The organism is Microvirgula curvata (genome assembly GCF_054781615.1).
This window is the reverse complement of record NZ_BAAGUB010000027.1, coordinates 18,123-45,046: the sequence shown is the minus strand read 5'-3', so window position 1 is coordinate 45,046 and position 26,924 is coordinate 18,123. Positions and strand designations below refer to the sequence as shown.

General features: G+C 64.5%; 23 protein-coding genes. 14 read left to right on the top strand and 9 right to left on the bottom strand.

Annotated elements, in window-relative coordinates; genetic code table 11:
* On the top strand, positions 1-492 hold a 492-nt coding region (locus tag ACYVG8_RS11025; RefSeq protein ID WP_460745806.1), incomplete at its 5' end, for an AMP-binding enzyme.
* A 69-nt stretch (positions 493-561) separates the two neighbouring features.
* Here the strand turns inward: ACYVG8_RS11025 and ubiG are convergent.
* Both ubiG and ACYVG8_RS11015 read right to left on the bottom strand, forming a co-directional pair.
* Positions 562-1,263, bottom strand: coding sequence for a bifunctional 2-polyprenyl-6-hydroxyphenol methylase/3-demethylubiquinol 3-O-methyltransferase UbiG (gene ubiG / locus ACYVG8_RS11020; RefSeq protein ID WP_028500694.1), 702 nt, complete (start codon positions 1,261-1,263; stop codon positions 562-564).
* Positions 1,264-1,291: 28 nt separating this feature from the next.
* On the bottom strand, positions 1,292-2,605 hold the full coding sequence (locus ACYVG8_RS11015) for a TRZ/ATZ family hydrolase (RefSeq protein ID WP_107888689.1): 1,314 nt from the start codon (positions 2,603-2,605) through the stop codon (positions 1,292-1,294).
* A gap of 96 nt (positions 2,606-2,701) precedes the next feature.
* On the opposite strand from ACYVG8_RS11015, the gene ACYVG8_RS11010 reads away from it, so the two are divergent.
* Positions 2,702-3,133: a DUF488 domain-containing protein gene (locus ACYVG8_RS11010; RefSeq protein ID WP_028500692.1), complete on the top strand. Its 432-nt coding sequence runs from the start codon at positions 2,702-2,704 to the stop codon at positions 3,131-3,133.
* Between the two features lie 6 nt (positions 3,134-3,139).
* On the opposite strand, the gene mnmC is transcribed toward ACYVG8_RS11010, so the two are convergent.
* Complete coding sequence (gene mnmC / locus ACYVG8_RS11005) at positions 3,140-5,026, bottom strand: bifunctional tRNA (5-methylaminomethyl-2-thiouridine)(34)-methyltransferase MnmC2/FAD-dependent 5-carboxymethylaminomethyl-2-thiouridine(34) oxidoreductase MnmC1 (protein WP_112692892.1); 1,887 nt, start codon at positions 5,024-5,026, stop codon at positions 3,140-3,142.
* Positions 5,027-5,426: 400 nt separating this feature from the next.
* On the opposite strand from mnmC, the gene ppk2 reads away from it, so the two are divergent.
* Positions 5,427-6,281 carry a polyphosphate kinase 2 gene (ppk2, locus tag ACYVG8_RS11000; protein WP_199489879.1) on the top strand — a complete coding sequence of 285 codons (855 nt, stop codon included), beginning with the start codon at positions 5,427-5,429 and terminating at the stop codon, positions 6,279-6,281.
* 71 nt (positions 6,282-6,352) lie between these two features.
* Here ppk2 and ACYVG8_RS10995 read toward each other — a convergent pair whose 3' ends face one another.
* Both ACYVG8_RS10995 and ACYVG8_RS10990 read right to left on the bottom strand, forming a co-directional pair.
* Positions 6,353-7,666, bottom strand: a complete 1,314-nt coding sequence (locus tag ACYVG8_RS10995; RefSeq protein ID WP_460745804.1) for a sensor domain-containing diguanylate cyclase — start codon at positions 7,664-7,666, stop codon at positions 6,353-6,355.
* Between the two features lie 166 nt (positions 7,667-7,832).
* Positions 7,833-9,227, bottom strand: a complete 1,395-nt coding sequence (locus ACYVG8_RS10990; RefSeq protein WP_460745803.1) for a sensor domain-containing diguanylate cyclase — start codon at positions 9,225-9,227, stop codon at positions 7,833-7,835.
* A 286-nt stretch (positions 9,228-9,513) separates the two neighbouring features.
* On the opposite strand from ACYVG8_RS10990, the gene ACYVG8_RS10985 reads away from it, so the two are divergent.
* The gene (locus ACYVG8_RS10985) at positions 9,514-11,154 is read left to right on the top strand and encodes a methyl-accepting chemotaxis protein (RefSeq protein ID WP_028500687.1); all 1,641 of its coding nucleotides are present in this window, start codon (positions 9,514-9,516) and stop codon (positions 11,152-11,154) included.
* Between the two features lie 49 nt (positions 11,155-11,203).
* On the opposite strand, the gene ACYVG8_RS10980 is transcribed toward ACYVG8_RS10985, so the two are convergent.
* Entirely contained in the window at positions 11,204-12,094 is an 891-nt protein-coding gene (locus ACYVG8_RS10980) for a LysR family transcriptional regulator (protein ID WP_460745801.1), read from the bottom strand.
* Between the two features lie 128 nt (positions 12,095-12,222).
* On the opposite strand from ACYVG8_RS10980, the gene ACYVG8_RS10975 reads away from it, so the two are divergent.
* The gene (locus ACYVG8_RS10975; RefSeq protein WP_460745799.1) at positions 12,223-12,618 is read left to right on the top strand and encodes a (R)-mandelonitrile lyase; all 396 of its coding nucleotides are present in this window, start codon (positions 12,223-12,225) and stop codon (positions 12,616-12,618) included.
* Positions 12,619-12,708: 90 nt separating this feature from the next.
* Here ACYVG8_RS10975 and lysS read toward each other — a convergent pair whose 3' ends face one another.
* The 3 genes from lysS to ACYVG8_RS10960 all read right to left on the bottom strand — a co-directional run bounded on the left by lysS (position 12,709) and on the right by ACYVG8_RS10960 (position 16,571).
* The gene (gene lysS, locus ACYVG8_RS10970; RefSeq protein WP_028500684.1) at positions 12,709-14,220 is read right to left on the bottom strand and encodes a lysine--tRNA ligase; all 1,512 of its coding nucleotides are present in this window, start codon (positions 14,218-14,220) and stop codon (positions 12,709-12,711) included.
* A gap of 115 nt (positions 14,221-14,335) precedes the next feature.
* Complete coding sequence (gene prfB / locus ACYVG8_RS10965) at positions 14,336-15,439, bottom strand: peptide chain release factor 2 (protein WP_107890268.1); 1,104 nt, start codon at positions 15,437-15,439, stop codon at positions 14,336-14,338.
* Positions 15,440-15,593: 154 nt separating this feature from the next.
* A complete protein-coding gene (locus tag ACYVG8_RS10960; protein WP_028500682.1) occupies positions 15,594-16,571 on the bottom strand; it encodes a malate dehydrogenase in 978 nt (325 codons plus the stop codon).
* 264 nt (positions 16,572-16,835) lie between these two features.
* On the opposite strand from ACYVG8_RS10960, the gene ACYVG8_RS10955 reads away from it, so the two are divergent.
* From ACYVG8_RS10955 to odhB, 9 genes are all read left to right on the top strand, one after another.
* Positions 16,836-17,561 (top strand): GntR family transcriptional regulator, encoded by a 726-nt coding sequence (locus ACYVG8_RS10955; RefSeq protein ID WP_028500681.1) that lies wholly within the window; start codon positions 16,836-16,838, stop codon positions 17,559-17,561.
* Between the two features lie 210 nt (positions 17,562-17,771).
* Positions 17,772-18,146 carry a succinate dehydrogenase, cytochrome b556 subunit gene (sdhC, locus tag ACYVG8_RS10950; protein ID WP_028500680.1) on the top strand — a complete coding sequence of 125 codons (375 nt, stop codon included), beginning with the start codon at positions 17,772-17,774 and terminating at the stop codon, positions 18,144-18,146.
* Positions 18,143-18,493, top strand: a complete 351-nt coding sequence (gene sdhD, locus ACYVG8_RS10945) for a succinate dehydrogenase, hydrophobic membrane anchor protein (protein ID WP_028500679.1) — start codon at positions 18,143-18,145, stop codon at positions 18,491-18,493. The genes sdhC and sdhD overlap by 4 nt, the downstream gene beginning before the upstream one ends.
* Positions 18,493-20,259 (top strand): succinate dehydrogenase flavoprotein subunit, encoded by a 1,767-nt coding sequence (sdhA, locus tag ACYVG8_RS10940; protein WP_028500678.1) that lies wholly within the window; start codon positions 18,493-18,495, stop codon positions 20,257-20,259. Before sdhD ends, sdhA begins: the two co-directional genes overlap by 1 nt.
* 13 nt (positions 20,260-20,272) lie before the next feature.
* A complete protein-coding gene (locus tag ACYVG8_RS10935; protein WP_028500677.1) occupies positions 20,273-20,977 on the top strand; it encodes a succinate dehydrogenase iron-sulfur subunit in 705 nt (234 codons plus the stop codon).
* Between the two features lie 3 nt (positions 20,978-20,980).
* Positions 20,981-21,229 (top strand): FAD assembly factor SdhE, encoded by a 249-nt coding sequence (locus tag ACYVG8_RS10930; protein WP_028500676.1) that lies wholly within the window; start codon positions 20,981-20,983, stop codon positions 21,227-21,229.
* A 70-nt stretch (positions 21,230-21,299) separates the two neighbouring features.
* Positions 21,300-22,589: a citrate synthase gene (gene gltA, locus ACYVG8_RS10925; protein ID WP_028500675.1), complete on the top strand. Its 1,290-nt coding sequence runs from the start codon at positions 21,300-21,302 to the stop codon at positions 22,587-22,589.
* 159 nt (positions 22,590-22,748) lie between these two features.
* The gene (locus ACYVG8_RS10920; RefSeq protein ID WP_028500674.1) at positions 22,749-25,571 is read left to right on the top strand and encodes a 2-oxoglutarate dehydrogenase E1 component; all 2,823 of its coding nucleotides are present in this window, start codon (positions 22,749-22,751) and stop codon (positions 25,569-25,571) included.
* Positions 25,572-25,671: 100 nt separating this feature from the next.
* Entirely contained in the window at positions 25,672-26,919 is a 1,248-nt protein-coding gene (odhB, locus tag ACYVG8_RS10915) for a 2-oxoglutarate dehydrogenase complex dihydrolipoyllysine-residue succinyltransferase (RefSeq protein WP_028500673.1), read from the top strand.
* Positions 26,920-26,924 lie beyond the last annotated feature (5 nt).

The window sequence follows — 26,924 nt, the reverse complement described above, 5'->3', positions numbered from 1 at the left end:
ACCTACTTCCCGGACGAGTTCAACGGCCAGTACTACCTGGCCGGCGACTCGGCGCACCGCGACGAGGACGGCTACTTCTGGATCATGGGCCGTATCGACGACGTGCTGAACGTGTCCGGTCACCGTCTGGGCACGATGGAAATCGAGTCGGCGCTGGTGGCCAACCCGCTGGTGGCCGAAGCCGCCGTGGTCGGCAAGCCGCACGAGGTCAAGGGTGAGGCCGTGGTGGCGTTCGTGGTGCTGAAGGGCCCGCGTCCGACCGGCGACGCCGCACGCCTGCTTGCCGTGGAACTGAAGAACTGGGTGTCGCACGAAATCGGCAAGATCGCCCGACCGGACGAGATCCGCTTTGGCGACGACCTGCCGAAGACCCGTTCCAGCAAGATCATGCGCCGCCTGCTGCGCTCGATCGCCAGGGGGGAGGAAATCACCCAGGACACGTCGACGCTGGTGAACGGCGAGGTGATCGCGCAGTTGCGCGAGGCGATGTAGTTCCGGTCGCTGAAATAAAAAAACACGACGACCAGTCCCTGGCGTCGTGTTTTTTCTGGCCCGTCAGATTCAACCCGGCTTGCGGCAGGCCATCAGGTAGTTGACCGAGGTCTCGTTATCGAGATGGTAGGTGCGGGTCAGCGGGTTGTAGCGCATGCCGCTGATATCGGCCAGTTCCAGTCCCGCGTTGCGTGCCATGCGCGTCAGTTCGGACGGCTTGATGAAACGCGCATAGTCGTGGGTGCCGCGCGGCAGCCAGTTCAGCACGTATTCGGCACCGACCACCGCCATCAGGTAGCTTTTCAGATTGCGGTTCAGGGTGGAGAAGAACACCCAGCCACCCGGTCGGGCCAGCGCGGCGCAGCTGCTGACCACGCTTTGCGGGTCAGGCACGTGTTCAAGCATTTCCATGCATACCACACGATCGAAGCTGGCCGGCTGTTCTGCCGCCAGCGCTTCGACCGCCACGCAGCGGTAGTCGATGGTCAGCCCCTGGTCGAGCGCGTGCAACTGCGCCACTTTCAGCGATTTCTTCGCCAGATCGACGCCGGTCACGGTCGCGCCGCGACGCGCCAGCGCTTCGGTCAGGATGCCGCCGCCGCAGCCGACGTCGACCACGCGCGCCGCATCCAGCGGCGCGTGGCGGTCGATATAGTCGGTCCGCAGCGGGTTGATCTGGTGCAGCGGCTTGAATTCACCGTCCAGATCCCACCATTTGTGGGCCATCTGGCTGAATTTGTCGATTTCGGTCTGGTCGACGTTCTGGCTCATGATTCCTGTCCTGTCAGTCTCCGCCGCCTCAGCGGGCGGCAATCTTGTTGCGCCAGGACTCGGCCACTGCCAGCAGGGCAGTATGGTCGAGCGTGGTCAGCGTGCGTGCGGCGAGCAGGTGGCGTCCGTCGACCCAGACGTCGCAGACCTGTTCGCGGCCGGCGGCGTACACTACATGCGAGATCGGATCGAAGGTCGGGGCGGTTTCCACCTGGGCCAGGTCGAGGGCGATGGCGTCGAAACGCTTGCCGACTTCGATCGAGCCGGTCTTTGCGCCCAGTCCCAGCGCCCGGGCGCCATTCAGTGTCGCCATGCGCAGTGCGGTGGCAGCCGGCACGGCGGTCGGGTCGAGGCTGCCGACCTTGGCCAGCAGCGCGGCCTGGCGGGTGTCGGACAGCATGTCGAGCTTGTTGTTCGACGCGGCGCCGTCAGTGCCGATGCCGACATTGACGCCGGCATCCAGCAGGCGCTGCACCGGGGCGATGCCGCTGGCGAGCTTCATGTTCGATGTCGGGTTGTGGGCGATATGGACGCCGCGGCGGGCAACCAGTTCGATCTCGTCGTCGCTCATGTGCACCATGTGCGCGGCGATCAGGCGCGGGCTGAGCAGCCCCAGCCGGTCGAGGCGCGCCAGCGGGCGCAACTGGTGCGCCTTCAGGCTGTCGTCGATCTCGCCGCGGGTTTCGTGGATGTGGCAGTGGATCAGCATGTCTTCCTGCTCCGCCAGCGTGACTACCTTGCGGAAGGTGTCGTCGCTGACGGTATACGGGGCATGCGGTGCCAGGGTAAACGTCACCAGTTCCTCGCCGATGAATTCGCGCCGCTCGGCCAGCGCCTTCTGCAGGTATTCGTCGGCGCTGCCTGCATACGGGGTCGGGAATTCGAGGATCGAGCAGCCGACAAAGGTGCGCAGGCCGGCGGCGAGGCCGGCGCGGGCCACCGCACCATGGAAGAAATACATGTCATTGATGGTGGTGGTGCCGGAGCGGATCATTTCCGCCATGGCCAGCAGCGTGCCGTCGTAGACGAAGTCGTCCTTGACGTGCTTGCCTTCTGCCGGCCAGATATGGTTTTGCAGCCAGTCCATCAGTGCCAGGTCGTCAGCATAACCGCGCAACAGCGTCATCGCCGAGTGGCCGTGCAGGTTCACCAGACCGGGCATCAGCACATGATTCGGCAGCGACACGGTATCGTCGGCGGTCCAGGCGGCGCGTTCGGCCGGCGGAACGATGGCGACGATGGCGCCGTCGCGGACGGCGATGCTGTGGCGTTCGAGTACGGTGGCGTGCGGCTCGACCGGAATGATCCAGCGGGCATCGATGAGCGTATCAGCGTGGGACATGGACTGGCCTTGGATGAAAGTTGCGGCGAGTGTAGGCGGGGTCGGCGGGGCAGGCAACCCGTGCCGGACCGCGAGCCGGGAAACGGGAGAGTGACAATGAGTGACTGTCATATCGTCAGTGCGCGGGTCTACGCGCCGGCGGACTGGCCGGCTGGCCATCGGGTGCTGGTCGACCGGCTGTGGCCGCGCGGTGTCCGCAAGGCGGCGCTGGAAGGTGTGGAGTGGAACAGGGCGGTGGCACCGTCGACCGGGCTGCGTCAGGCATGGCATGCCGGCGAGCTTGATCCGCGCGGCTTTGCGCTGGCCTACTGCAATGAGCTGGCTGCGGCGCCGGACGGCTGGCGGCCGCTGCTGGCCGGACTGGCGCGCGGCGAGACGCTGGTGTTGCTGACGGCCGTGCGCGATGTCGCGCACAGCCATGTTCCGGTGCTGGAGCAGTTTCTGCGCGCGCGCCTGGCAATGCCCGGTGATGCGCTGGCGTCGCCGGTCTGTTATGCGCCCGAACTGGACGGCAAGCGCCGCGACTGACCGCGCTCAGTCCGTGCCGGTTGCTGTCCGCCCCGCGCGCCAGGCGAAACGCGCCGGATCGCAGGCATCGACCAGGTCTTTTTCCACCGGCAGCGGTTCTCCGCAGATCTGGCTGGCGAGCAGTTCGCCGGCCAGTGCGCTCCAGGCCAGTCCGCGTGCGCCATAACCGAGCGCGCAGTACAGCCCGGGCTGGCGGGCGATGCGGTCCAGCCGGACGCTGGTGCGGGTGCCGGCAATGTCGACGGCGCCGACCAGCGGCAGGCGGTCGGGCGAGGTCGGGCGGTCACAGCCGCGGCCGTCCAGTTGCGCCGGATCGATGCCGGCCGAGGCGCCGGGCAGCATCGCCTCCAGCTTGGCCAGGTTCAGTGCATGCCATTGCGGCGCGGCCTCGCTGTCGGGCGGGGCCGCGGTCGCACCCAGCGCGCGCAGGCCGCGAAAGGCCGGGGTCAGGTAGGCATTGCGGCACAGGACGGTATCGGCCAGCGCCACGGCTGCGGCCGGCAGCAGGGTGACCACGCGCCGGCCGCGGGTCAGCGGCAGGTGGGCGGTCTGGGCCAGGGTCGAGGTCGCGGTGGCGATCACGACCACCGGTGCACGGGCCAGTTCGCTGCCCTGACTGTCACGGGCGATCCACTGGCCCTCGTCGTCCCGCGCCAGTGCGGCGACGTCGACGCCGGTGTGCACCCGGATCAGCTCCGGATGGCGGGCCAGGGCGGCAGCGCACCAGGCCGGCGGGTGGATCCAGGCGGCGGCCGGAAACCACCAGCCGCTGCTGGCGACGGGGGCTCCGGCGCGTGCGCTGGCGGCGTCGCGGTCCAGCCACTGCACGTAGTCGTCCGGGTAGCCGCTGTCGACGATGCGCCGCTGCAGCGCGGCCTGGGCTTCGTCGCGTGCCAGTTGCAGCACGCCGTCCTGATGCCAGTCGCGCAGTCCGGGCAGCGCTGCCAGATGGCGCAGGGTATACAGATAGCCGGCGCGGGCCAGTCTCGACTGCAGATTGTCATCGGCGCTGAGGACCGGCAGCAGCACGCCGGCGTGGTTGCCGGATGAGCGGGTGGCAATGGCGGCTTCCCGTTCCAGCACGGTGACCTGCCAGCCGCGCGATGCCAGTCGCTCGGCCGCCGCGGCCCCGGCCATGCCGGCGCCGATGACCAGCGCCTGCCGGGCAGGCCAGACCGGTGCACGCAGTGGCTCACGATGCAGGTAGGGGCCGGCGAGCATGTGCAGCTTGCCGCCATAGCCATCGTGGCGCACCACGGCAAAGCCGCAGGCGTTCAGCCCGCGGCGCACAAAGCCCGCTGCGGCATAGGTTGCCAGCGTTGCGTCCGGCCGTGCCAGCCGCGACAGGCTGCGGAACAGTTCCGGGGTCCACATGTCCGGATTCTTGGCCGGGGCGAACCCATCCAGATAGAAGGCGTTGAAACGCCCGGACAGGCGCGGCAGTTGCTCGGCGGCATCGCCGAATACCAGGGTCAGGGTGACGGCGCCGTCGTCGAAGTGCAGCCGGTGCATGCCGGCCGTCAGCGGTGGCCACTGGGCAAGCAGCCCGGCCGACAGGCCGGCGAAGTCCGGCCAGCGCGCATGCAGTCGCTGCAGGTCTTCGCGGCGGAACGGGAATTTCTCCACCGAGACAAAATGCAGGCGCGGGCAGCGCTGTGGATCGGCGCGCCAGGCGGCCCAGGTCACCAGGAAATTGAGGCCCAGTCCGAAGCCGGTCTCGAGGATGGAATAGGTATCGTGCCCGCGCCAGGCGGCGGGGAGGCCATTGCCGGTCAGATAGACATGACGCGCCTGCTCGGGGCCGCCATCTGCGGTGTGATAGACATCGTCGAACCGGGGCGAACACGGGGTGCCATCGGCGGCAAGGGACAGGGTGGCGGGCAGAATCGGCATGGCCGACATGATAACGGATGGGGTGCGGAGGTCGCAGGGAATGGCAGGGGTGGGCGGGGCTTGCCGCCGCTGCCCATTTGTGCTGCGGGCCGCCTGCCGGTCAGACCGGCATCATAGTCCCGGCAAGGGAAGGGAAATTGATCTGGGTCAAGTTATCCGGCTAATGCATGGCGCATTGTAATCAAGAGACAAGAAGACAATTGCCTGAGAGAGAGGAATGCTACAGATGACCGACAACACGAAACCGACCCCGGGCGCCGAGCCGGCAGCCGCGACCGACGACAGCAAGGCACCCGCGGCAGAAAAGAGCAGCAAGACCTCCTCGCGCAGCAGCGCTGCCAGCCGTGCCCATGAGCAGGCCGTGGCCGAGATTCAGGCCATCAGCGAGGGGGCGACGGCGATGCAGGTCGCCCTGGCGCCGCACGGCACCAGCGAAGACAGCACCTATGCACCGCTGCCGGCCGGTTACCCGTACCGTACCCGCCTGCGTCGTCCGGAGTACGAGCAGCGCAAGATCGAACTGCAGATCGAGCTGCTGAAAGTGCAGAGCTGGGTCAAGTCGACCGGCCAGCGCATCGTGATCCTGTTCGAAGGGCGTGACGCGGCCGGCAAGGGCGGCACCATCAAGCGTTACATGGAACATCTGAACCCGCGCGGCGCCCGCGTGGTGGCACTGGAAAAACCGACCGAGGTCGAACGCGGCCAGTGGTATTTCCAGCGTTATATCCAGAATCTGCCGACCTCGGGCGAAATCGTGTTCTTCGACCGCTCGTGGTACAACCGCGCCGGCGTCGAACGGGTGATGGGCTTCTGCTCGCCGACCGAATATCTCGAATTCCTGCGCCAGACGCCGGAACTGGAACGCATGCTGGTCAACAGTGGCCTGCACCTGTTCAAGTACTGGTTCTCGGTCAGCCGCGAAGAGCAGCTGCGCCGCTTCATTTCGCGCCGTGACGACCCGCTCAAGCACTGGAAGCTGTCGCCGATCGACATCCAGTCGCTCGACAAGTGGGATGAGTACACCATGGCGAAGAAGGCGATGTTCTTCCATACCGACACCGCCGCCGCCCCGTGGACCGTGATCAAGTCGGATGACAAGAAGCGTGCACGCCTCAACTGCATCCGCCATTTCCTGTCGGTGCTCGACTATCCGGACAAGGACCACAGCGTGGTCGGCCATGGCGCCGATCCGTTGCTGGTCGGCAATGCCACCTCGATGCTGGAAGCCGAAGAAACGCGCATCGACGCCTTCTGACGACTCCCCGCATGACCGCATGGGCCGGGCCGGGAAAGCCCGGCCCATGTTTTTTCCGACCCGCGGCGCGGTCAGAGAATGCGGCATGCCACCCGGTTTCGCCCCTGCCGCTTGGCGTCGTACAGGGCATGGTCGGCCTCGTCGATCAGTGTCGTCTCCCCTGCCGCCTGGGGATCACTCCGCCGGCAACCCAGCCCGATGCTGACGGTGACGACCAGCCTTTCCCGTCCTGCCGGGGACGCGGCCGGAATGCCCCGGGCCATGATGGCGTTTCGCAGCCGTTCGGCTGCCTGGCGCGCCTCGTTCGCGTCGGTGTCCGGCAGGATGACGGCGAACTCCTCGCCGCCATAGCGTGCGACGATATCACTGCTGCGGGCACTGTCCTGCAGACAGGCTGCGACCTGACGAAGACAGTCGTCTCCGGCCGGGTGCCCATAGGTATCGTTGTACCGTTTGAAGAAATCGATATCGATCATCAGCAGCGACAGGGGCCGGCGCGTGTGTGCCATCTGCTGCTGTTCGTGGGCCAGCGCCGTGTCGAAATAGCGCCGTGAGTACAGGCCGGTCAGCCCGTCACGGATCGAGATCTGATAGGCGCTCTGGTACAGCGTCTTCAGTTGCCTCTGCATGCGCAGCACTTCAAACAGCAGCGCACCGAGCAGGGTGGCGGAAGCGGTCAGTTCAAACAGGCGCGACAGATACCAGCCGGCCGTGAAGCGCAATGCACTGGAGAAATTGACCGTCAGGTACAGCAGGTAGGCCAGGCAGCTGAAAGCCAGCCAGCAATCGAAGCTGCGTCGCAGCCGGGTGACCAGCAGCACGCTGAGCAGGGCGCATGCCCAGCAGGCCAGAATGAACTGGCCGGGCCAGCCCCGGGCCAGCGATGCATAGCTGCCCTGCCCGTCCTGCAGCAGGGGCAGATTTGACGCCAGGCCGTTGACGAGCGCGCAGGCACAACCGACAAGCAGGACCGGCACGAAGGCGACAAGGGCGACCCGGCAGTGGATCTCGCCCCTGGCTGCCGTCCGCGCCGGCCATTTCCGCCACAGCAGCATGGCCAGCAGGATCAGCAGGGCGTGGCCGGCGAGCTTGGCCACCCACAGCCAGCCCAGTGCCGGGGCCAGCCGGGCGAAGTGGTCATCGCTGGTGAGTACGCCGGGCAGACTGACCAGCAGAACCAGCGTCAGCAGGGACGAATAGGCGAAGGCAATGGATATCAGGGCATCCGGGTCATTGCGTTCCATATGAAACTGCAGCAGCACCAGATAGGCAATGATGGCGTTCAGCGTGGCCTGCGCGCTGGAAAAAACCGGCACCAGCAGCGGGACGCGCGGCGCCGGCTGGCTGGCGTGGGGCAGAACCAGAACGGCCGCCAGGATCAGCATTGCCGCGCAGAGTGAGGCAAAGAGCCGGTGAGGTCGGATATTTCCAACGGAATGAAGTTCAATCATCTGGGGCCGCGGCGTCTTGATGCAATAGCGAATGACGCCATTGTCCTGCCTCCCATGCCGGCAGCCGGGGGGAGACATCAGATGTCTCCGGCGCGTACCGCTACCCGTCAGTCCTTTCTGCCGCGCAGACGACCCGGTTGCGCCCCTGCCGCTTGGCTTCGTACAGCGCGTCGTCCGCCTCGCCGATCAGGGTTTGCATGGTCTTTCTGGGTTCTGCCCCGGGCGGCTGGTGGCTCAGGCCGATGCTGACGGTGACGACCGGCTCGTTCGCGTCGGCCGGCCGGACTGACGGAATGCCCAGCGCCATGATCTGGCTGCGCAGTCGCTCGGCGGTCTGGCATGCAAGCTCCCTGCCGGTGTCCGGCAGGATGACGACGAACTCTTCGCCGCCATAGCGCGCGACGATGTCACTGCCCCGGAAACCGTCGAGCAGGCTGGCGGCAACCCGACGGATGCAGTCGTCGCCGGCCAGATGACCGTGGGTGTCATTGTACTGCTTGAAATAATCAATATCGACCATCAGCAGTGACAGCGGGCGGCGGGAGCGTTCGGCGGCGGCCAGCTCGCGTGCCAGCGCGGTGTCGAAGTAACGGCGCGAGTACAAGCCGGTCAGCCCGTCGCGAATCGATGCCTGATAGGCATTGCTGTACAGTTTTTTCAGCCGTTGCTGCATGCGCAGCACTTCGAACAGCAGGGCGCCGAGCAGCGTGGCGGCAGCGGCCAGTTCAAAGAAGCGCGAGGTGTACCAGCCAATGGTAAAGCGGGAGGCACTGGTGAAATTGACTATCAGGTAAAGGATGTAGGAATAGGCGCTGAATGCCAGCCAGCAGTCGAAACCGCGCTGCAGGCGGGTGACCAGCAGGATGCCCAGCAGTGCCAGGGTCCAGCAGGCGAGCATGAAATAGCCGGCCCTGCCGTGTGCCAGGCCTGAATAGCTGCCGCTGGCGTCCATCAGGCCGGGCAGCAGATCCCGGTTGTAGCCGAGGAAGGCATAGACCATGACGGCCAGCACCACCGGCATGATGGCGAAAACGGCGGTCTGATAGCCGACGCTGCGTTCACTGGCCAGCAGAGCCGGCCGGCCTTTCAGCACCAGCATCGCCAGCAGGATCAGCAATGCGTGACCGCTGAGTCTGGCCACCCACAGCCAGATTGCGATCGGCGCGAAGCGCTCGAAATTGCCGCCTTCGGTGAATACGCCGGGCAGGCTGACGATCTGTATCGCCGACAGCAGGGCCGAAAATACGAACCCGATCGAGATCAGGGCGGTCGGATACTTGCGATCGGCATAGAACTGCAGCACCACCAGGTAGGCAATGACGGCATTCAGCGTGGCCTGCACACTGGAAAAGACCGGCACCAGCAGGGCCACCCGCTCGGCGGGCAGGTCGGCATAGGGCAGGAGGGCGAGGGCGACAACGGTCATGACAGCGGCGGTCAGACCGGCGAGGAAACGACTGAGGCGGGTGTATCTGGCAGAGAAGGTGGTGGTCATCAATGAGCTGCAAGAGGTCTTTGCTGCGGACATATTGTCTTGTTGTCCGACGGGTTTGCCGGGACAGGCGAAGGCCTCCTCCGGCGGGATGCCGGGGAGTGGAGGGCCTGCTGCGTTTCTGCGAGTTTCCTCTGTATTCGTCTTGCGCTGCCAATACTGTAGCAGCTTGCCGGCAGCCCGTTCCGGACCCTGTCAAAAACAAAGGTAAGGTGTAATGACCTATTTTTATGGGCTTATTCCCATGGAATGCGTTATAACCCTGTGATTTGGGCGCTGGGGAAATACGATGCAAGTGAACCGGGGGCTGACGCTGAAAAAGCGCCTGTATGCGATGCTCGTCTGCATGTTGCTGGGTCTGGCCGCCTATGGCGCCTATTCGGTTTACCAGCTGCGACAACACATTCTGGAAGAGAAAAAACGCACATTGCATGCCCTGGTCGACTCGTCGTTCGGTGTGATCCAGCAGCAATACGACCTGTTCAAGGCCGGCAAACTGACCGAAGCGCAGGCACAGCAGCTGGCCAAGGATAATCTGCGCAAGAGCCGTTACAACGGCGGCAGTGATTATTTCTTCATCTACGATTTCAACGGCGTCAACGTGATGCACGCGTCCAAGCCCGAACGCGAGGGCAAGAATTTCATGGACTCGGCCGACCCGACCGGCAAGCAGTACATCAAGGAATGGATCCGGCTGCTGCAGCGCGACAAGGAAGCCTATATCGGCTACCTGTTCCCGAAGAAGGGCTCGCAGACCCCGGTCGAGAAAGTCTCCTACGCCAGGGCCTTTGAACCGTGGGGCTGGTGGCTGGGAACCGGCGTGTATATCGAGGACGTGGACAGCAGCTTCCGCCAGGCCGCACTGGAGTCGCTGGGCTTCCTGCTGGTGATCGGCCTGCTGCTGGGCATTATCGGCTGGAGCGTGAACCGCAGTGTCCAGCGGCAGATTGGCGGCGAGCCGGCGGCGGCGGCCGACCTGGTGGAAGACTTCGCCAGTGGCAACCTGACCCGCAGCATCGTGTCCAGCAGCGATCTGCCCGGCAACCTGCTGAAGACCCTCGGCAGCATGCAGACCAAGCTTGGCGAGATCGTGCGCAATATCCGCAGCTGCACCGAGCAGCTTGCCCAGCAGTCGGGCGAGCTGTCGGCATCATCCAGCGGCATCAGCCAGGCCGCACGCAGTCAGGCAGAGTCCAGTGCGGCGACCGCGGCGTCGATCGAGGAACTGACGGTCAGCATCAACGAGGTGACCGCCATCGCCCACGCCACCGAGGACAATTCGCGCAAGACCGTCGAGCTGGCCGGGAAGGGCGACAGCGTGGTGCGCCAGGTGACCCAGCAGATCGAGAACATCGCGGCATCGGTGACCGACTCCACCGAGCGCATCAACTCGCTGGTGGGACGCTCGCAGGAAGTCGGCCAGATCACGCTGGTGATCAAGGAGATCGCCGACCAGACCAACCTGCTGGCACTGAACGCGGCGATCGAAGCTGCCCGGGCCGGCGAGCAGGGCCGCGGCTTTGCCGTGGTCGCCGACGAAGTGCGGCGGCTGGCCGAACGCACCACGACTGCAACGGCGGAGATCTCCGCCATGATCGACGCGATCCAGGCCGATACGCTGTCGGCGGTACAGTCGATGGAAAGCACCATGCCGCGCGTGCGGCAGGGGCAGGAACTGGTACGCCAGGCCACCGACGTGCTGGAGGACATCCAGGTCCAGGCCGAGGATTCGCTGGTCAAGGCGCGCGACGTGGCCAGCGCCAACCAGGCACAGGCGACCACTGCCAGCGGCATTGCCGAACGCATGGCCGGCATGGCGTCGCTGACCGAGCAGACCAATGCGGCCGCACGCGGCAATGCCGAAGCCGCCGAGCAGCTGCAGGCGCTGTCCGGCACCCTGCGTGAAGCGGTGAATTACTTCAAGGTGTGAGCCGGGCGGGGCCTGCCCGTGTTTCTCCGGCCCCGCCCGCCTGCCCCGCTCAATCGCGGTAACGCAGGGCATCGACCAGCACCGAGAACGCCGGTGAGGGCTGGCGGCGGCTCGGGTAATACAGATGGTAGCCCGGAAAGGTGGGGCACCAGTCATCGAGCACGCGCTGCAGCCGGCCAGCGGCGCAGTGCCCGAGCACCATGTCCTCCGGCAGATAGGCGAGGCCGAAACCGGCCAGCGCCGCGTTGAGAATGGGTGGGCTGCTGTTGAAAACCAGCTGGCCGTCGACCCGGACTTTCAGTTCGCGCCCGTCCTTTTCGAACTCCCAGGCATAGAGGCCGCCATAGGTCGGCAGCCGCAGGCCGATGCAGGCATGCATCGCCAGCGCCTGCGGGCTGACCGGCTGCGGATGGGTCGAGAAGTAGGCCGGGGTGCCGACCACGGTCATGCGCACATCCGGGCTGATGCGTACCGCAATCATGTCCCTGGCCACCTGCTCGCCGAGGCGGATGCCGGCGTCGAAGCGTTCGGCCGCGATATCGGTCAGGCCGTAGTCGATGTTCACCTCCACCCTGATGTCCGGGTAGTCCGGCAGAAACGCGGCCAGCCTCGGCCAGAGCACGGTGCTGGCCGCATGTTCGGCCGCGGTGATGCGCAGGGTGCCGGCCGGCTTCTCGCGCAACTCGCTCAGTGCCGCCAGTTCGGCCCCGATTTCGTCGAAATGCGGCCCGACGGTGGACAGCAGCCGCTGACCGGCTTCGGTCGGGGATACGCTGCGCGTGGTGCGGGTCAGCAGGCGCAGGCCGAGGCTTTCTTCCAGCCCGCGCACGGTATGGCTCAGGGCTGATTGCGATACGCCGAGCTTCGCCGCCGCCCGGGTAAAGCTGCGCTCGCGCGCCACCGCCAGGAAGGCCTGGAGGTCGTTGATGTCGTTGCGCACTATTGATGATTCCTTTTCATGGGCGCTTGCAGATTATGCCGTCTAATCAGGTAATGCCAGGGCTGATACATTCCCGGCATCGACCGTCGCTATGGGTGACGGCCATCCCGGCAGAGGAGTCATGGCAAATGGACATTCAACGAAACGGATCGCAGGCTGCGAGCAGGGGGCCGGCAGGCTGTTTCACCGGCAGTGTGCGCATTGATTTGCTGTTCGAGCCGACCGGTCCGGCGCGGACGGTAAGTGCCAGCGTGAGCTTCGGGCCCGGCGCCCGCACTGCATGGCATACCCACCCGCTGGGCCAGACGCTGATCGTGACCGCCGGCTGTGGCCGGGTACAGCGCGACGGCGGTCCGGTCGAAGAGATCCGGCCGGGAGATGTGGTCTGGATTCCGGCCGGTGAAAAGCACTGGCATGGCGCGGCGCCGACCACGGCCATGACCCATATCGCAATTCAGGAGCAGCTCGACGGCAAGACCGCCGACTGGCTGGAACCGGTCAGCGAGGCGCAGTACCCGGCCTGACCGCTTCCGGCTGCTTCTCGTCAGCAGGACGCAAGACAATAAAAAGCCCCGCCGGGTTCAGGAACCTGGCGGGGCTTCCGTGACCAGCCCTTACTCCGGCCGCATGTGCGGGAACAGGATCACGTCGCGGATCGACGGGGCGTCGGTCAGCAGCATGACCAGGCGGTCGATGCCGATGCCGCAGCCACCGGTCGGCGGCAGGCCGTATTCCATGGCGCGGATGTAGTCAGCGTCGTAGTGCATGGCTTCGTCGTCGCCGGCGTCCTTCTGTGCAACCTGCGACATGAAGCGGGCGGCCTGATCTTCCGGATCGTTCAGCTCCGAGTAGCCGTTCGCGTGTTCGCGGCCGACGATAAACAGCTCGAAGCGTTCGGTGATGGCCGGATCGGCATCGGAGCCGCGTGCCAGCGGCGACACTTCAACCGGGTAGTCGATGATGAAGGTCGGGTTCCACAGCTTGCCTTCAGCGCATTCCTCGAACAGCGCCAGTTGCAGGCTGCCCAGCCCCGGTGCCGGCGGCAGCTTGCCGCCGAGGCGCTTGATCTCGCCGGCGACCCAGGTCGCGTCGCCAAGCTGGGCATCGGTGTATTCCGGGTTGTAGTGCTTGATCGCGCCGACGATGGTGAAGCGGTCGAACGGCTTGCCGAGGTCGACTTCCTTGCCGTTGTAGGTGACCAGCGTGCTGCCGCAGGCGACTTCGGCGCAGGCACGGATGATCTTCTCGGTCATCTCCATCATGCGTTCGTAGCCGCAATAGGCTTCGTAAAACTCGATCATGGTGAACTCGGGGTTGTGGCGCGTGCTCATCCCCTCGTTGCGGAAGTTGCGGTTGATCTCGAACACGCGTTCCAGCCCGCCGACCACCAGCCGCTTCAGATACAGCTCCGGCGCGATGCGCAGGTACAGCGGCATGTCGAGTGCATTGTGGTGGGTGACGAACGGCTTGGCGGCAGCACCACCCGGAATCGGGTGCATCATCGGCGTTTCGACTTCGAGATAGCCTTCGGCCACCATGGTGTCGCGCACGCTCTGCACGATCTTCGAGCGCTTGATGAAGGTGTCGCGCGAAGCATCACTCATGATCAGGTCGGCGTAGCGCTGACGGTACTTCTGTTCCTGGTCGGCCAGGCCGTGGAACTTGTCCGGCAGCGGGCGGATCGACTTCGACAGCAGGCGCAGCTCGGTCACTTCGATCGACAGCTCGCCGGTGCGGGTCTTCATCAGGATGCCGCGTGCGCCGAGGATGTCGCCGAGGTCCCAGGTCTTGAATGCGGCGTACACCTCATCGCCGATATTGTCGCGGCTGATGTAGAACTGGATGCGGGCCGAACCGTCGCGGACGGTGGCGAAGCTGGCCTTGCCCATCACGCGCTTCAGCATCATCCGGCCGGCGACGACGACTTCCACCTTCTCGGCTTCGAGCGCTTCCTTGTCGGTCTCGCCGTAGCGGGCGTGCAGGTCGGCGGCCATGTGGCTGCGACGGAAGTCGTTCGGGAAGGCGATGCCGTGCTTGCGGATTTCCGCCAGCTTCTGGCGTCGTTCGGCCATGATCTGGTTTTCGTCCTGGGCGACTTGCCCGCTGCTGATGTCTTGTTCGGACATGATGGGTGTGACTCCTGTAGGAAAGCGGTGAATGTCTGACTTGTCTGGAAAAAAACAGGGCCGCAGTGACATTCAGTCAGCGCGGCCCGGTGTTGGCTATGTGGTTCGGGCGCGCTTACACGCCCTGTTTAAGACTGGCTTCGATAAAGCCGTCGAGGTCGCCATCCATGACGCCCTTGACGTTGCCGACTTCCACCAGCGTGCGCAGGTCCTTGACCCGTGACTGGTCGAACACGTACGAGCGGATCTGGTGGCCCCAGCCCACGTCGGTTTTCGAATCTTCAAGCGCCTGCTTTTCCTCGTTGCGCTTGCGCAGCTCGAATTCGTACAGGCGCGCCTTCAGCATCGACATCGCCTCGGCACGGTTCTTGTGCTGCGAGCGGTCGTTCTGGCACTGGACGACGATATTGGTCGGCAAGTGGGTGATGCGGACGGCGGAGTCGGTCTTGTTGATGTGCTGACCGCCGGCACCGGATGCGCGATAGGTGTCGATGCGCAGGTCGGCCGGGTTGATGTCGACTTCGATCGAGTCATCGACTTCCGGGTAGACGAACACGCTGGCAAACGAGGTCTGGCGGCGGTTGTTCGAGTCGAACGGGCTGTTGCGGACCAGGCGGTGGACGCCGCTTTCGGTACGCAGGAAGCCATATGCGTATTCGCCCTCGACCTTCAGCGTGGCGCTCTTCAGGCCGGCGACTTCGCCTTCGGACTCTTCGATCACCTCGACCTTGAAGTCCTTGCGTTCGCAGTAGCGCAGGTACATGCGCTCCAGCATCGATGCCCAGTCCTGTGCCTCGGTGCCGCCGGCGCCCGACTGGATGTCGATAAAGCAGTTGTTCGGGTCCATCTGGTTCGAGAACATGCGGCGGAATTCCAGCAGCTCGATCTTCTTCTCGGCGTCGTCCAGGTCATCGCGGACGGCGAGAATGGTGTCGTCGTCGCCTTCGGCGCGGCCCATCTCGAACAGCTCGCGGCTGTCGGACAGTGTCGACAGGATGCCGTCGACCACCAGCACCACGTCTTCGAGTGCCTTTTTCTCGCGGCCGAGATCCTGCGCGCGCTTGGGATCGTCCCAGATGGTCGGATCCTCCACCAGCCGGCTGACTTCTTCCAGGCGATCCTTCTTGCCGTCGTAGTCGAGGTACTGGCGGATATCGGCGGTGCGGCTCGCGAGGTCGGCGAGCTGGTTGTCGATCAGGTTGAGAACTTCGGCTTCGATCATGGTGCAGTCAGTAGTGGACAGGGTACGACAGGGAATAACTTACCAGTATATCGGAGTCGCGGCTGCGAATGAACAGCGCGCTTGTCGGCAAGCGTCGGAGAAAAACAAAAAAGCGCATCTTGAGATGCGCTTTTCGGGGCTTGCGGTGGAATTACAGCAGGTGGGCGATGCCCGCGCGCTCTTCTTCCAGCTCGGCCAGGGTGAAGTTCAGGCGTTCGCGGCTGAACTCGTCGATTTCCAGACCTTGCACGCGGGTGTATTCACCGTTGGCGCAGGTGACCGGGACGCCGTAGATCACGCCTTCCGGAATGCCGTAGCTGCCGTCCGACGGGATACCCATGGTGACCCACTTGCCGTTGGTGCCCAGCACCCAGTCGCGGATGTGGTCGATGGCGGCGTTGGCGGCCGATGCGGCCGACGACAGGCCACGTGCTTCGATGATGGCACCGCCGCGCTTGCCGACGGTCGGCAGGAACACGTCGCGGTTCCAGGCTTCATCGTTGATCAGCGCCTTGACCGACTGGCCGTCGATGGTGGCGAAGCGGTAGTCGGCGTACATCGTCGGGCTGTGGTTGCCCCAGACGGTCAGCTTCTCGATCGAGGCGACGTCCTTGCCGGTCTTGGCAGCGATCTGCGACAGCGCGCGGTTGTGGTCCAGACGCAGCATGGCGGTGAAGTTCCTGGCCGGCAGGTCCGGGGCCGACTTCATGGCAATGTAGGCGTTGGTGTTGGCCGGGTTGCCGACCACCAGCACGCGCACGTCGCGCGCGGCGACTTCATTCAGCGCCTTGCCCTGCACGGTGAAGATTTCGGCGTTGGCGGTCAGCAGGTCCTTGCGTTCCATGCCCTTGCTGCGCGGACGGGCGCCAACCAGCAGGGCGACCTGTGCGTCCTTGAACGCCACTTTCGGGTCGTCGGTGGCAACCATGCCGGCGAGCAGCGGGAATGCGCAGTCTTCCAGTTCCATCATCACGCCCTTGACGGCGTTCTGGGCTTGCGGGAGGTCGAGCAGTTGCAGGATGACCGGCTGGTCCTTGCCGAGCATTTCGCCCGAGGCGATGCGGAACAACAGGCTGTAACCAATCTGGCCGGCAGCGCCGGTAACGGCGACACGAACGGGGGCTTTCATCTGGGCATTCTCCTTTGCGTTGGATGGTTGCGGTCGTGGCCCGTCGCGACCCGGTGCGGCCTCATGGTCGGGCCGGGCATGCAATACAGCGAATGTTGTACCGGGCGAGGTTCGACGCGCTCTGATGCGCCGCGGAGTTTAGCACGCGACTCGGGCGCTTTAGAACCGCCAATCCCGTGTATAAGCAATCGGTTATCATGTGGTTTTGTGTCTTATATAAGACTTGGGTAGACGGTGGACTGACCCCAAGGTATAACGTCTCCAATGCCTGCCGACCAGCCCAGATTCCAGCCGCTCTACGAGCAGATCCGCCAGCGGATCGTCGAGCGGATCGCGTCCGGCGAATGGCAGGCCGATGCGATGCTGCCGTCCGAGTGGGAACTGGCCGCCGAGTTCGCCGTCAGCCAGGGCACCGCCCGCAAGGCGCTGAACGATCTGACCCGCGACGGCTGGCTGTACCGCCGCCAGGGCCGTGGCACCTTCGTTGCACCCGGCGAGTCCGAGTGGGGTGAGGGCAAGCTGGTCAGTCCCGGGCATTTTGCCGAGCTGGCCGATCCGATGCAGCCGGAACTGCTGTCGGTCGCGCGCGTCCCTTCCGGGGAAGACGTCGCGCGGGCGCTGCAGCTGCGGCGCGGCGCGATGCTGCATCATGTACGCCAGGTGTGGCGCCAGCGTGGTGTCACGCTGGCGGTAGACGAGATTCTGTTGCCGGTCGAGCGTTTTGCCGACCTGGATTCCAGGCGCTTGCGCCTGGCCGGTGGTGGCCTGTATGCGTTACTGGAACGCCAGTACGCCGTCAGGATCCGCCCGCTGCATGTGCAGTACCGCGGCGTGCTGGCCGACCGGGAAGTCCGGACGCTGCTGGCCGCCGAACCCGACGAACCGCTGTTGTCGATGGTGCGGCTCGGCGGGACGGTGGAAGGCGAGCCGGTCGAGTGGCGACAGCGTCTGTTGCGCTCTGCCCGGTGGTCGTGGCAGACGCGTATATGATAGTTTTTGCGCTGCGGCATTCGGGCGTCGTATGACGTTGTCGCTTTTGATAAACTTGTCGATTGCCGAACTGGTGGCACGTCCGCCAGCCTGGCATCAGTCGCCCGCGCCGACGTCCTCACGAGGGGCGGGCAACGGTGCAGCCTGTCGGCGGACGGCCGTCCGTCAAATATGTAAGTGTTAGGTGTCTTGTTTCACAAGGAAGCTTTCATGCAGAAGAAACGACCCAAGCACCTTGACCTGTCGAAGATCACACTGCCCATCGGGGCGAAAGTGTCGATCCTGCACCGGGTCAGTGGTGTTGCCCTGTTCCTCGCCCTCCCGCTTCTGGTGTTCCTCCTTCAGGGTTCCCTGAGTGCCGAAGCATCCTTCGATACGTATCGCGCGATCATTGCCTTTCCGCTGATGAAGCTGATCCTGATCGGCCTGCTGTGGGCATTCCTGCACCACTTCTGTGCCGGCATCCGCTTCCTCCTGTATGACATCCACAAAGGCCAGCAGCTTGCGACCGCGCGTGCGTCCGCCAAGGCCGTGTTCGTCGTCAGCATTGCGCTGACCATCATCCTCGGGGGGATTCTGTGGTGAGCAACACTCGTCTGGTAGTAGGCGCCGGTTACGGCGTGAAGGATTGGCTGGTCCAGCGTCTGACCGCTGCGGTCATGCTGGTCTATGTGGTGCTGTTCGTGCTGGTGCTGCTGGCCGCGCCGTCGTCATATGACGGCTGGAAGGCGCTGTTCTCGCACACCTGGGTGCGCATTCCGACCCAGATCACGTTCATCGCGCTGTTCTGGCACGCCTGGGTCGGCGTCCGTGACCTGTGGATGGACTATGTGAAGCCGGCCGGCACCCGTCTGGCATTGCACGTGCTGACTGCCGTCTGGCTGATCGGCTGTCTGGTGTATTCGTTCGTTGTCGTGTGGGGAATCCAATAATGTCCGTACCTGTCCGTCGTTTTGATGCCGTTATCGTCGGCGCCGGTGGTGCGGGTCTGCGGGCCGCACTGCAACTGTCCGAGGCCGGGCTGAAGACTGCCGTGCTGTCCAAGGTGTTCCCGACCCGTTCCCATACCGTTGCCGCACAGGGTGGTATCTCCGCCTCGCTGGGCAATGTGCAGGAAGACCGCTGGGACTGGCACATGTACGACACCGTCAAGGGGTCTGACTGGCTGGGCGACCAGGACGCGATCGAATTCATGTGCCGCAAGGCGCCGGAAGCCGTGATCGAGCTCGAACACTTCGGCATGCCGTTCGACCGCCTCGAAGACGGCAAGATCTACCAGCGTCCGTTCGGCGGCCACATGGCCGATTTCGGCAAGACGCCGGTGCAGCGTGCCTGTGCCGTCGCCGACCGTACCGGCCACGCCATGCTGCACACGCTGTACCAGCGCAATGTGCGCGCCAACACCCAGTTCTTCGTCGAGTGGATGGCCCTTGACCTGATCCGCGACGCCGATGGCGACGTGGTCGGCGTCACCGCGCTGGAACTGGAAACCGGCGACATCTTCATCATTCACGCCAAGGCCGTGCTGTTCGCCACCGGCGGTGGCGGTCGCATCTACGCCGCGTCGACCAATGCGTTCATCAATACCGGTGACGGGCTGGGCATGACGGCGCGCGCCGGCATCCCGCTGGAAGACATGGAATTCTGGCAGTTCCACCCGACCGGCGTGGCCGGCGCGGGCGTGCTGATCACCGAAGGCGTGCGCGGCGAAGGCGGCATCCTGCTGAACAGCAATGGCGAGCGTTTCATGGAACGCTACGCACCGAACGCCAAGGATCTGGCGAGCCGCGACGTGGTGTCGCGCGCGATGGCCGTGGAAATCTTCGAAGGCCGCGGCTGCGGCAAGAACAAGGACCACGTGCTGCTGAAGCTCGATCACCTCGGCCCCGAGATCATCAATCACCGCCTGCCGGGCATTCGCGAAATCGCGATCAAGTTCGCCGGCGTCGACCCGATCAAGGAACCGATTCCGGTCGTGCCGACCACCCACTACATGATGGGCGGCATTCCGACCAACTATAAGGGCGAAGTCATTTCGCCGCGCGAAGGTGACGACGAGGCCCGCGTCCACGGTTTCTACGCCGCTGGCGAATGCGCGTGCGCGTCGGTCCACGGGGCGAACCGCCTTGGCACCAATTCGCTGCTCGACCTGGTCGTGTTCGGCAAGTCGGCTGGCGAAAGCATGATCGAGTTCATCAAGAACGAACGTCCGGCGCACAAGCCGCTGCCGGAAAACGCAGCCGACTTCTCGCTGGCCCGCGTCAACCGTCTGGAAACGCAGACCGATGGCGAAGACGTCGATGCCGTGCGCCGCGCACTGCAGCAGACCGTCCAGCGTCACGCCGGGGTGTTCCGCACCCAGGACGTGCTGGCAGAGGGCGTGGCCCAGGTTCGCGAAGTCGCCGAACGCGTGAAGCGGATCAAGATCAAGGACACGTCCAAGACCTGGAACACCGCGCGCATGGAAGCGCTGGAGCTGGAAAACCTGATCGAAGTGGCGATGGCCACCATGATCTCGGCCGAAGCCCGCAAGGAATCGCGCGGCGCCCATGCCCGCGACGATTATCCGGAACGCGACGATGCCGAGTGGATGAAGCACACGCTCTACCACCGCGAAGGCCAGAAGCTGACCTACAAGGCCGTGCACACCAAGCCGCTGACGGTCGACTACATCCAGCCGCAAAAGCGCGTCTACTAAGGGAACCAATCAAATGGAAACGATGCGTTTTTCGCTCTATCGCTACAACCCGGAGAAGGACGACAAGCCGTACATGCAGGATTACGTGCTTGAAGTCGATTCCCACGACGTGAAGCTGCTGGATGCGCTGGTCAAGCTGAAGGCCCAGGATGACTCGCTGTCGTTCCGCCGTTCGTGCCGCGAAGGCATCTGCGGCTCGGACGCGATGAACATCAACGGCCGCAACGGTCTGGCCTGCATCACCGACCTGCGCAGCCTGAAGCAGCCGATCACGCTGCGTCCGCTGCCGGGTCTGCCGGTCATTCGCGACCTGATCGTCGACATGACCCAGTTCTTCAAGCAGTACCACTCGATCAAGCCTTACCTGGTCAACGACACGCCGGCGCCGGAACGCGAACGCCTGCAGTCGCCGGAAGACCGCGAGAAGCTCGATGGCCTGTACGAGTGCATCCTGTGCGCCTGTTGCTCGACCTCGTGCCCGTCGTTCTGGTGGAACCCGGACAAGTACGTCGGCCCGGCCGGCCTGCTGGCTGCCTACCGCTTCATCATCGACAGCCGCGATGAAGCCACCAACGCGCGTCTGGACAACCTGAACGACCCGTACCGGCTGTTCCGTTGCCACACCATCATGAACTGCACCGAGGTGTGCCCGAAGGGTCTGAACCCCGCCAAGGCCATTGACAGCATCAAGGGCATGATGGCGATCCGGGCGATCTGACCGATGTCACGCTATGACCGCGAAGCGCGTTCGAAGATCCGCTGGCATTCCCGCCGCGGGCTCCTCGAGCTGGACCTGATTCTCACCCGGTTTCTCGAGCGGGAATTCGACCAGCTCAGCGACGAGCAGATCGACGCCTACGTGCGCGTGCTGGAGCATGGCGAGAACGATTTCCTCGATCTCGTCAACGGCAAGTTCGATCTTGAAGATCCTGACTGCCAGGCCATCGTCGAGCGCTTGCGCCACGGGTGACCGGCCTTGCCGGCCGTCGCAAAGGGATGGCCGGCAAGCGCACAACAAAATACTGAGAGGGAGTAAAGCTGTGGAAACTAATCGCAAAGTCACGCTGAACTACAACGACGGTCAGAGCATCGACCTGCCGGTTCTGGAAGGCAGCCTGGGCCCGGACGTCGTCGACATCCGCACCTTCGGCAAGACCGGCATGTTCACCTTCGACCCGGGCTTCCTGGCCACCGCCAGCTGCGAGTCCAAGATCACCTTCATCGATGGTGACGAAGGCAAGCTCTACTATCGCGGCTACCCGATCGAACAACTGGCGGAAAACTCCGACTACCTCGAAGTCTGCTACCTGCTGATGAACGGCGAGCTGCCGACCGCGGAACAGAAGAAGACCTTCGACGGCCTGATCCTGCGCCACGACATGCTGCACGACCAGATCTTCTCGATCTTCAAGGGTTTCCGCCGCGACGCGCACCCGATGGCAGTCATGGTTGGCGTGGTCGGCGCCCTGTCGGCCTTCTATCACGACTCGCTGGACATCAATAACCCGCGTCACCGCGAGATCGCGTCGCACCGCCTGATCGCCAAGATCCCGACCATCGCCGCCCAGGCCTACCGCTACAACAAGGGTCTGCCGTTCTCGTACCCGAAGGCCGGCCTGTCGTATGCGGAAAACTTCCTGCACATGATGTTCTCGACCCCGGTCGAGGAATACAAGGTCAACCCGGTGCTGGCCCGCGCGATGGACCGCATCTTCACGCTGCATGCCGACCACGAGCAGAACGCCTCGACCTCGACCGTCCGCCTGGCCGGTTCGTCGGGCGCCAATCCGTTCGCCTGCATCGCCGCCGGCATCGCCTGCCTGTGGGGCCCGTCGCACGGTGGCGCCAATGAAGCCGTGCTGAAGATGCTGGACGAAATCGGCGATGTCGAAAACGTCCCGGCGTTCATGGAAGGCGTGAAGAACAAGACCCACAAGCTGATGGGCTTCGGTCACCGCGTGTACAAGAACATGGACCCGCGCGCCGACATCATGCGCAGCACCTGCTACGAAGTGCTGAACGAACTCGGCCTGCACAACGACCCGCAGTTCAAGCTGGCCATGGCGCTGGAAAAGATCGCCCTGGAAGACCCGTACTTCGTCGAACGCAAGCTGTACCCGAACGTCGACTTCTACTCGGGCATCGTGCTGTCGGCCATCGGCATCCCGGTGTCGATGTTCACCCCGATCTTCGCCCTGGCCCGCACCGTCGGCTGGATCAGCCACTGGGCGGAAATGATTTCCGATCCGGGCATGAAGATCGGTCGTCCGCGTCAGCTGTACACCGGCGCGCCGCGTCGCGACTACGTGCCTGTCACCGAACGCAAGTAACGTTCCGTCAACCCTGACGTCAGGCGGCGGAGGCCCGTCCTCCGCCGCCCTGCCCGAAGCGCCGCCAGACAAGAGCGCTGTGACGTTGACGGGGCCCCATGCGTCAAGCTCACATTGCTTTTTTTGCTGCAAGCAGAACATTCATAAGGTCGCTACATCATGATGCAAGCTGCCATCGGTCAGTCCTACCTGTTCGGCGGTAACGCGCCGTTCGTCGAGGAACTGTACGAACAGTATCTGAACGATCCGTCCTCGGTCACCGCCGAGTGGCGCGATTATTTCGACAAGCTCCAGGCCGCGGACAGCGGTGCGCGCGACGTGCCGCACCTGCCGATCCAGGAGTCGTTCATCCAGCTCGCCCGCTCGCCGCGCGTCTTCGCCAGCAAGCCGGCCGAAGCCACCTGGGAAGCGATGCAGAAGCAGGTGTCGGTGCTGAAGCTGATCACCGCCTACCGCGTGCTTGGCGCGCGCTGGGCGACGCTGGATCCGCTCAAGCGCATGGACACCTCGCCGGTGCCCGAACTCGACCCGGCCTATCACGGCCTGACCGATGCCGACATGGCCGCCGTGTTCAACACCGGTTCCTTTGTCGGTCTGTCGCAGGGTTCGCTGTCCGAGATCCTCGGCACGCTGAAACAGACCTACTGCGGCAATATCGGCCTCGAGTACATGCACATCATGGACAGCGAGCAGAAGCGCTGGGTGCAGAACTACTTCGAGGGCAGCCGCTCGACGCCGCGCTATGACGCCGACGCCCGCCGCCGCATCCTCAAGCAGGTTACCGCAGCCGAAACGCTGGAACGCTACCTGCATACCAAGTACGTCGGCCAGAAGCGCTTCTCGCTCGAAGGCGGCGAAAGCATGATCGCCGCACTGGATCACCTGATCCAGAACGCGACCCGCTTCGGCGTCAAGGAACTGATCGTCGGCATGGCCCACCGCGGCCGTCTGAACGTGCTGGTCAATACCCTGGGCAAGCTGCCGCGCGACCTGTTCGCCGAATTCGAAGGCAAGCCGTCGGTCGAACTGCCGTCCGGCGACGTCAAGTACCACATGGGCTTCTCGGCCGACATCCCGACCCAGACAGGTCCGATGCACGTGTCGCTGGCGTTCAACCCGTCGCACCTGGAAATCGTCAACCCGGTGGTCGAAGGCTCGGTGCGCGCGCGCCAGCAACGCCGCAAGGACAACGACCGCAAGGAAGTCGTGCCGGTGCTGATCCACGGCGATGCCGCCTTCGGCGGTCTCGGCGTGAACCAGGGCACGTTCAACCTGTCCGGCACCCGTGGCTATGGCACGGGCGGTACCGTCCACCTGGTGGTCAACAACCAGGTCGGCTTCACCACGTCGGACACCCGCGACATGCGCTCGACGCTGTACGCGACCGACATCGCCAAGATGGTCGATGCGCCGATCCTGCACGTGAACGGCGACGATCCGGAAGCCGTCTGCTTCGTGATGCAGGCCGCGCTCGAATTCCGCATGACGTTCAAGCGCGATGTCGTCATCGACATGGTCTGCTTCCGCAAGCTGGGTCACAACGAAGGTGACGACCCGATGCTGACGCAGCCGATGATGTACAAGAAGATCGCCAAGCACCCGGGCGTGCGTGCACGCTATGTCGAGCGGCTGATTGCCGACGGCGTGGTCACCGCCGCCGATGCGGACCAGCTGATCGCCAACTACCGCGCCGCGCTGGACAAGGGCGAGCACGTCGAACAGACCGTGCTGTCGAATTACACCCGCGACCACAAGCTCGACTGGACGCCGTTCATGGGCACCCACTGGGCGCATCCGACCGAAACGGCACTGCCGTTGTCGGACCTGCAGCGCCTCAGCGAGAAGCTGACCACGCTGCCGGAAGGCTTCAAGCCGCACCCGACCGTGGCCAAGCTGCTGACCGCCCGCAAGGCGATGGCGGCCGGCGAACAGCCGTTCGACTGGGGCATGGCCGAGACGCTGGCCTATGCCGGTCTGGTCGAACTCGGCTACGGCGTGCGCCTGTCGGGCGAAGACTCAGGCCGCGGCACGTTCAGCCACCGCCATGCAGTGCTGCACGACCAGAACCGCGAACGCTGGGATGCCGGCGCCTATGTGCCGCTGCGCAACCTGTCGGACAACCAGGCCGACTTCCTGGTCATCGACTCGATCCTGAACGAAGAAGCCGTGCTGGCCTACGAGTATGGCTATGCCTGCTCGTCGCCGAACGAGCTGATTATCTGGGAAGCCCAGTTCGGCGACTTCGCCAACGGCGCCCAGGTGGCCATCGACCAGTTCATCGTGTCGGGCGAAACCAAGTGGGGCCGTCTGTGCGGCCTGACCATGATCCTGCCACACGGCTATGATGGTCAGGGCCCGGAACACAGCTCGGCCCGCGTCGAGCGCTACCTGCAGCTGTGCGCCGAGCACAACATCCAGGTGGTGATGCCGTCGACCGCCGCGCAGATGTTCCACCTGCTGCGTCGCCAGATGCTGCGTCCGTACCGCAAGCCGCTGGTGATCTGCCTGTCCAAGCGCCTGCTGCGCTACAAGGAATCGATGAGCCCGCTCACCGACTTCACCGACGGCGCATTCAAGCCGGTGATCGGCGAAGCCGAGCTGCAGGAGCCGAAGAAGGTCAAGCGCGTGCTGCTGTGCGCCGGCCAGGTGTACTACGACCTGCTGAACGCCCGCCGCGAACGCGACATCAAGGACATCGCCATCGTCCGCGTCGAACAGCTGTATCCGTTCCCGACCGAGCAACTGGCGGCCGAACTGGCCCGTTTCCCGTCCGCCCGCGAAGTGATGTGGGTGCAGGAAGAGCCGAAGAACCAGGGCGCGTGGTACCAGATCCGCCACCGCCTGGAAGCGCAGATCGGTCCGAAGCAGACGCTGTCGTTCGCCGGCCGTCCGTCGTCGGCCTCGCCGGCCGTCGGCTACATGAGCAAGCACATTGCCCAGCTCAAGGCCTTCATCGACGAAGCCATGACGCTCGGCAAGTAACAAGCCGTTCAACGAGGAGACGCCCATGCTGTGCGCGCAGCATGGGCAAACATGCAGGAACACGAGGTGGCGCGAGCCGCCGCGCACTGGAGCCCAAAACATGCTGATCGAAGTCAAAGTCCCGCAACTGCCGGAATCGGTGTCGGAAGCGACCCTGGTAACCTGGCACAAAAAGCCCGGCGAATACGTCAACCGTGACGAAAACCTGATCGACCTGGAAACCGACAAGGTCGTACTGGAACTGCCGGCGCCGCAAGCCGGGGTGATTGTCGAGATCGTCGAGCAGGATGGCGCGACCGTGACCAGCGGGCAACTGATCGCCCGGATCGACCCGACCGCCCAGGCCGGCGCAGCCGCGCCTGCCGCCTCGGCCGTGGCGGCTGCCGTGTCGCCGGTTGCTACCGCCGCGACGCCGGAAGCCGCCGCCGTGATCGCGTCGGCGCAAGCCGGCCACAACCAGGTCATGGCCATGCCGGCCGCCAGGAAACTGGCCGCCGAAACCGGCGTCGACCTGACCGCCGTCAAGGGCTCGGGCCGTGATGGCCGCGTGCTGAAGGAAGACGTGCAGAACGCGAAGGCCGCGCCGGCCGCCGCTGCCGCCCGCCCGGCTGCTCCGAGCCCGGTCAATGTCGCCGCCCTGCTTGGCGAGCGTCCGGAACAGCGCGTGGCGATGAGCCGCCTGCGCCAGCGCGTCGCCGAACGCCTGCTGGAGTCGCAACAGACCAACGCCATCCTCACCACCTTCAACGAAGTGAACATGAAGCCGGTGATGGATCTGCGCGCGCAGTACAAGGACCGCTTCGAGAAGGCGCACGGCGTCAAGCTCGGTTTCATGGGCTTCTTCGTCAAGGCCGTGGTGCATGCGCTGAAGAAGTACCCGATCGTGAACGCGTCGGTGGACGGTACCGATATCGTCTATCACGGCTACTTCGACATCGGCGTTGCTGTCGGCAGCCCGCGCGGTCTGGTCGTGCCGATCATCCGCAATGCCGACCAACTGAGCCTGGCCGATATCGAACGCCAGATCGCCGACTTCGGCAAGCGTGCCCAGGAAGGCAAGCTGACGATGGAAGAACTGACCGGCGGCACCTACACCATCTCGAACGGCGGCACCTTCGGTTCGATGATGTCGACCCCGATCATCAACCCGCCGCAAGCCGCCATCCTCGGCATGCACGCGACGCGTGAACGCGCGATGGTCGAGAACGGCCAGGTCGTGGTCCGCCCGATGATGTATCTGGCCCAGTCCTATGACCACCGCATCATCGACGGCCGCGAAGCCGTCCTGAGTCTGGTTGCGGTCAAGGATGCGATCGAGGATCCGGCACGCCTGCTGCTGGATCTGTAAACTTC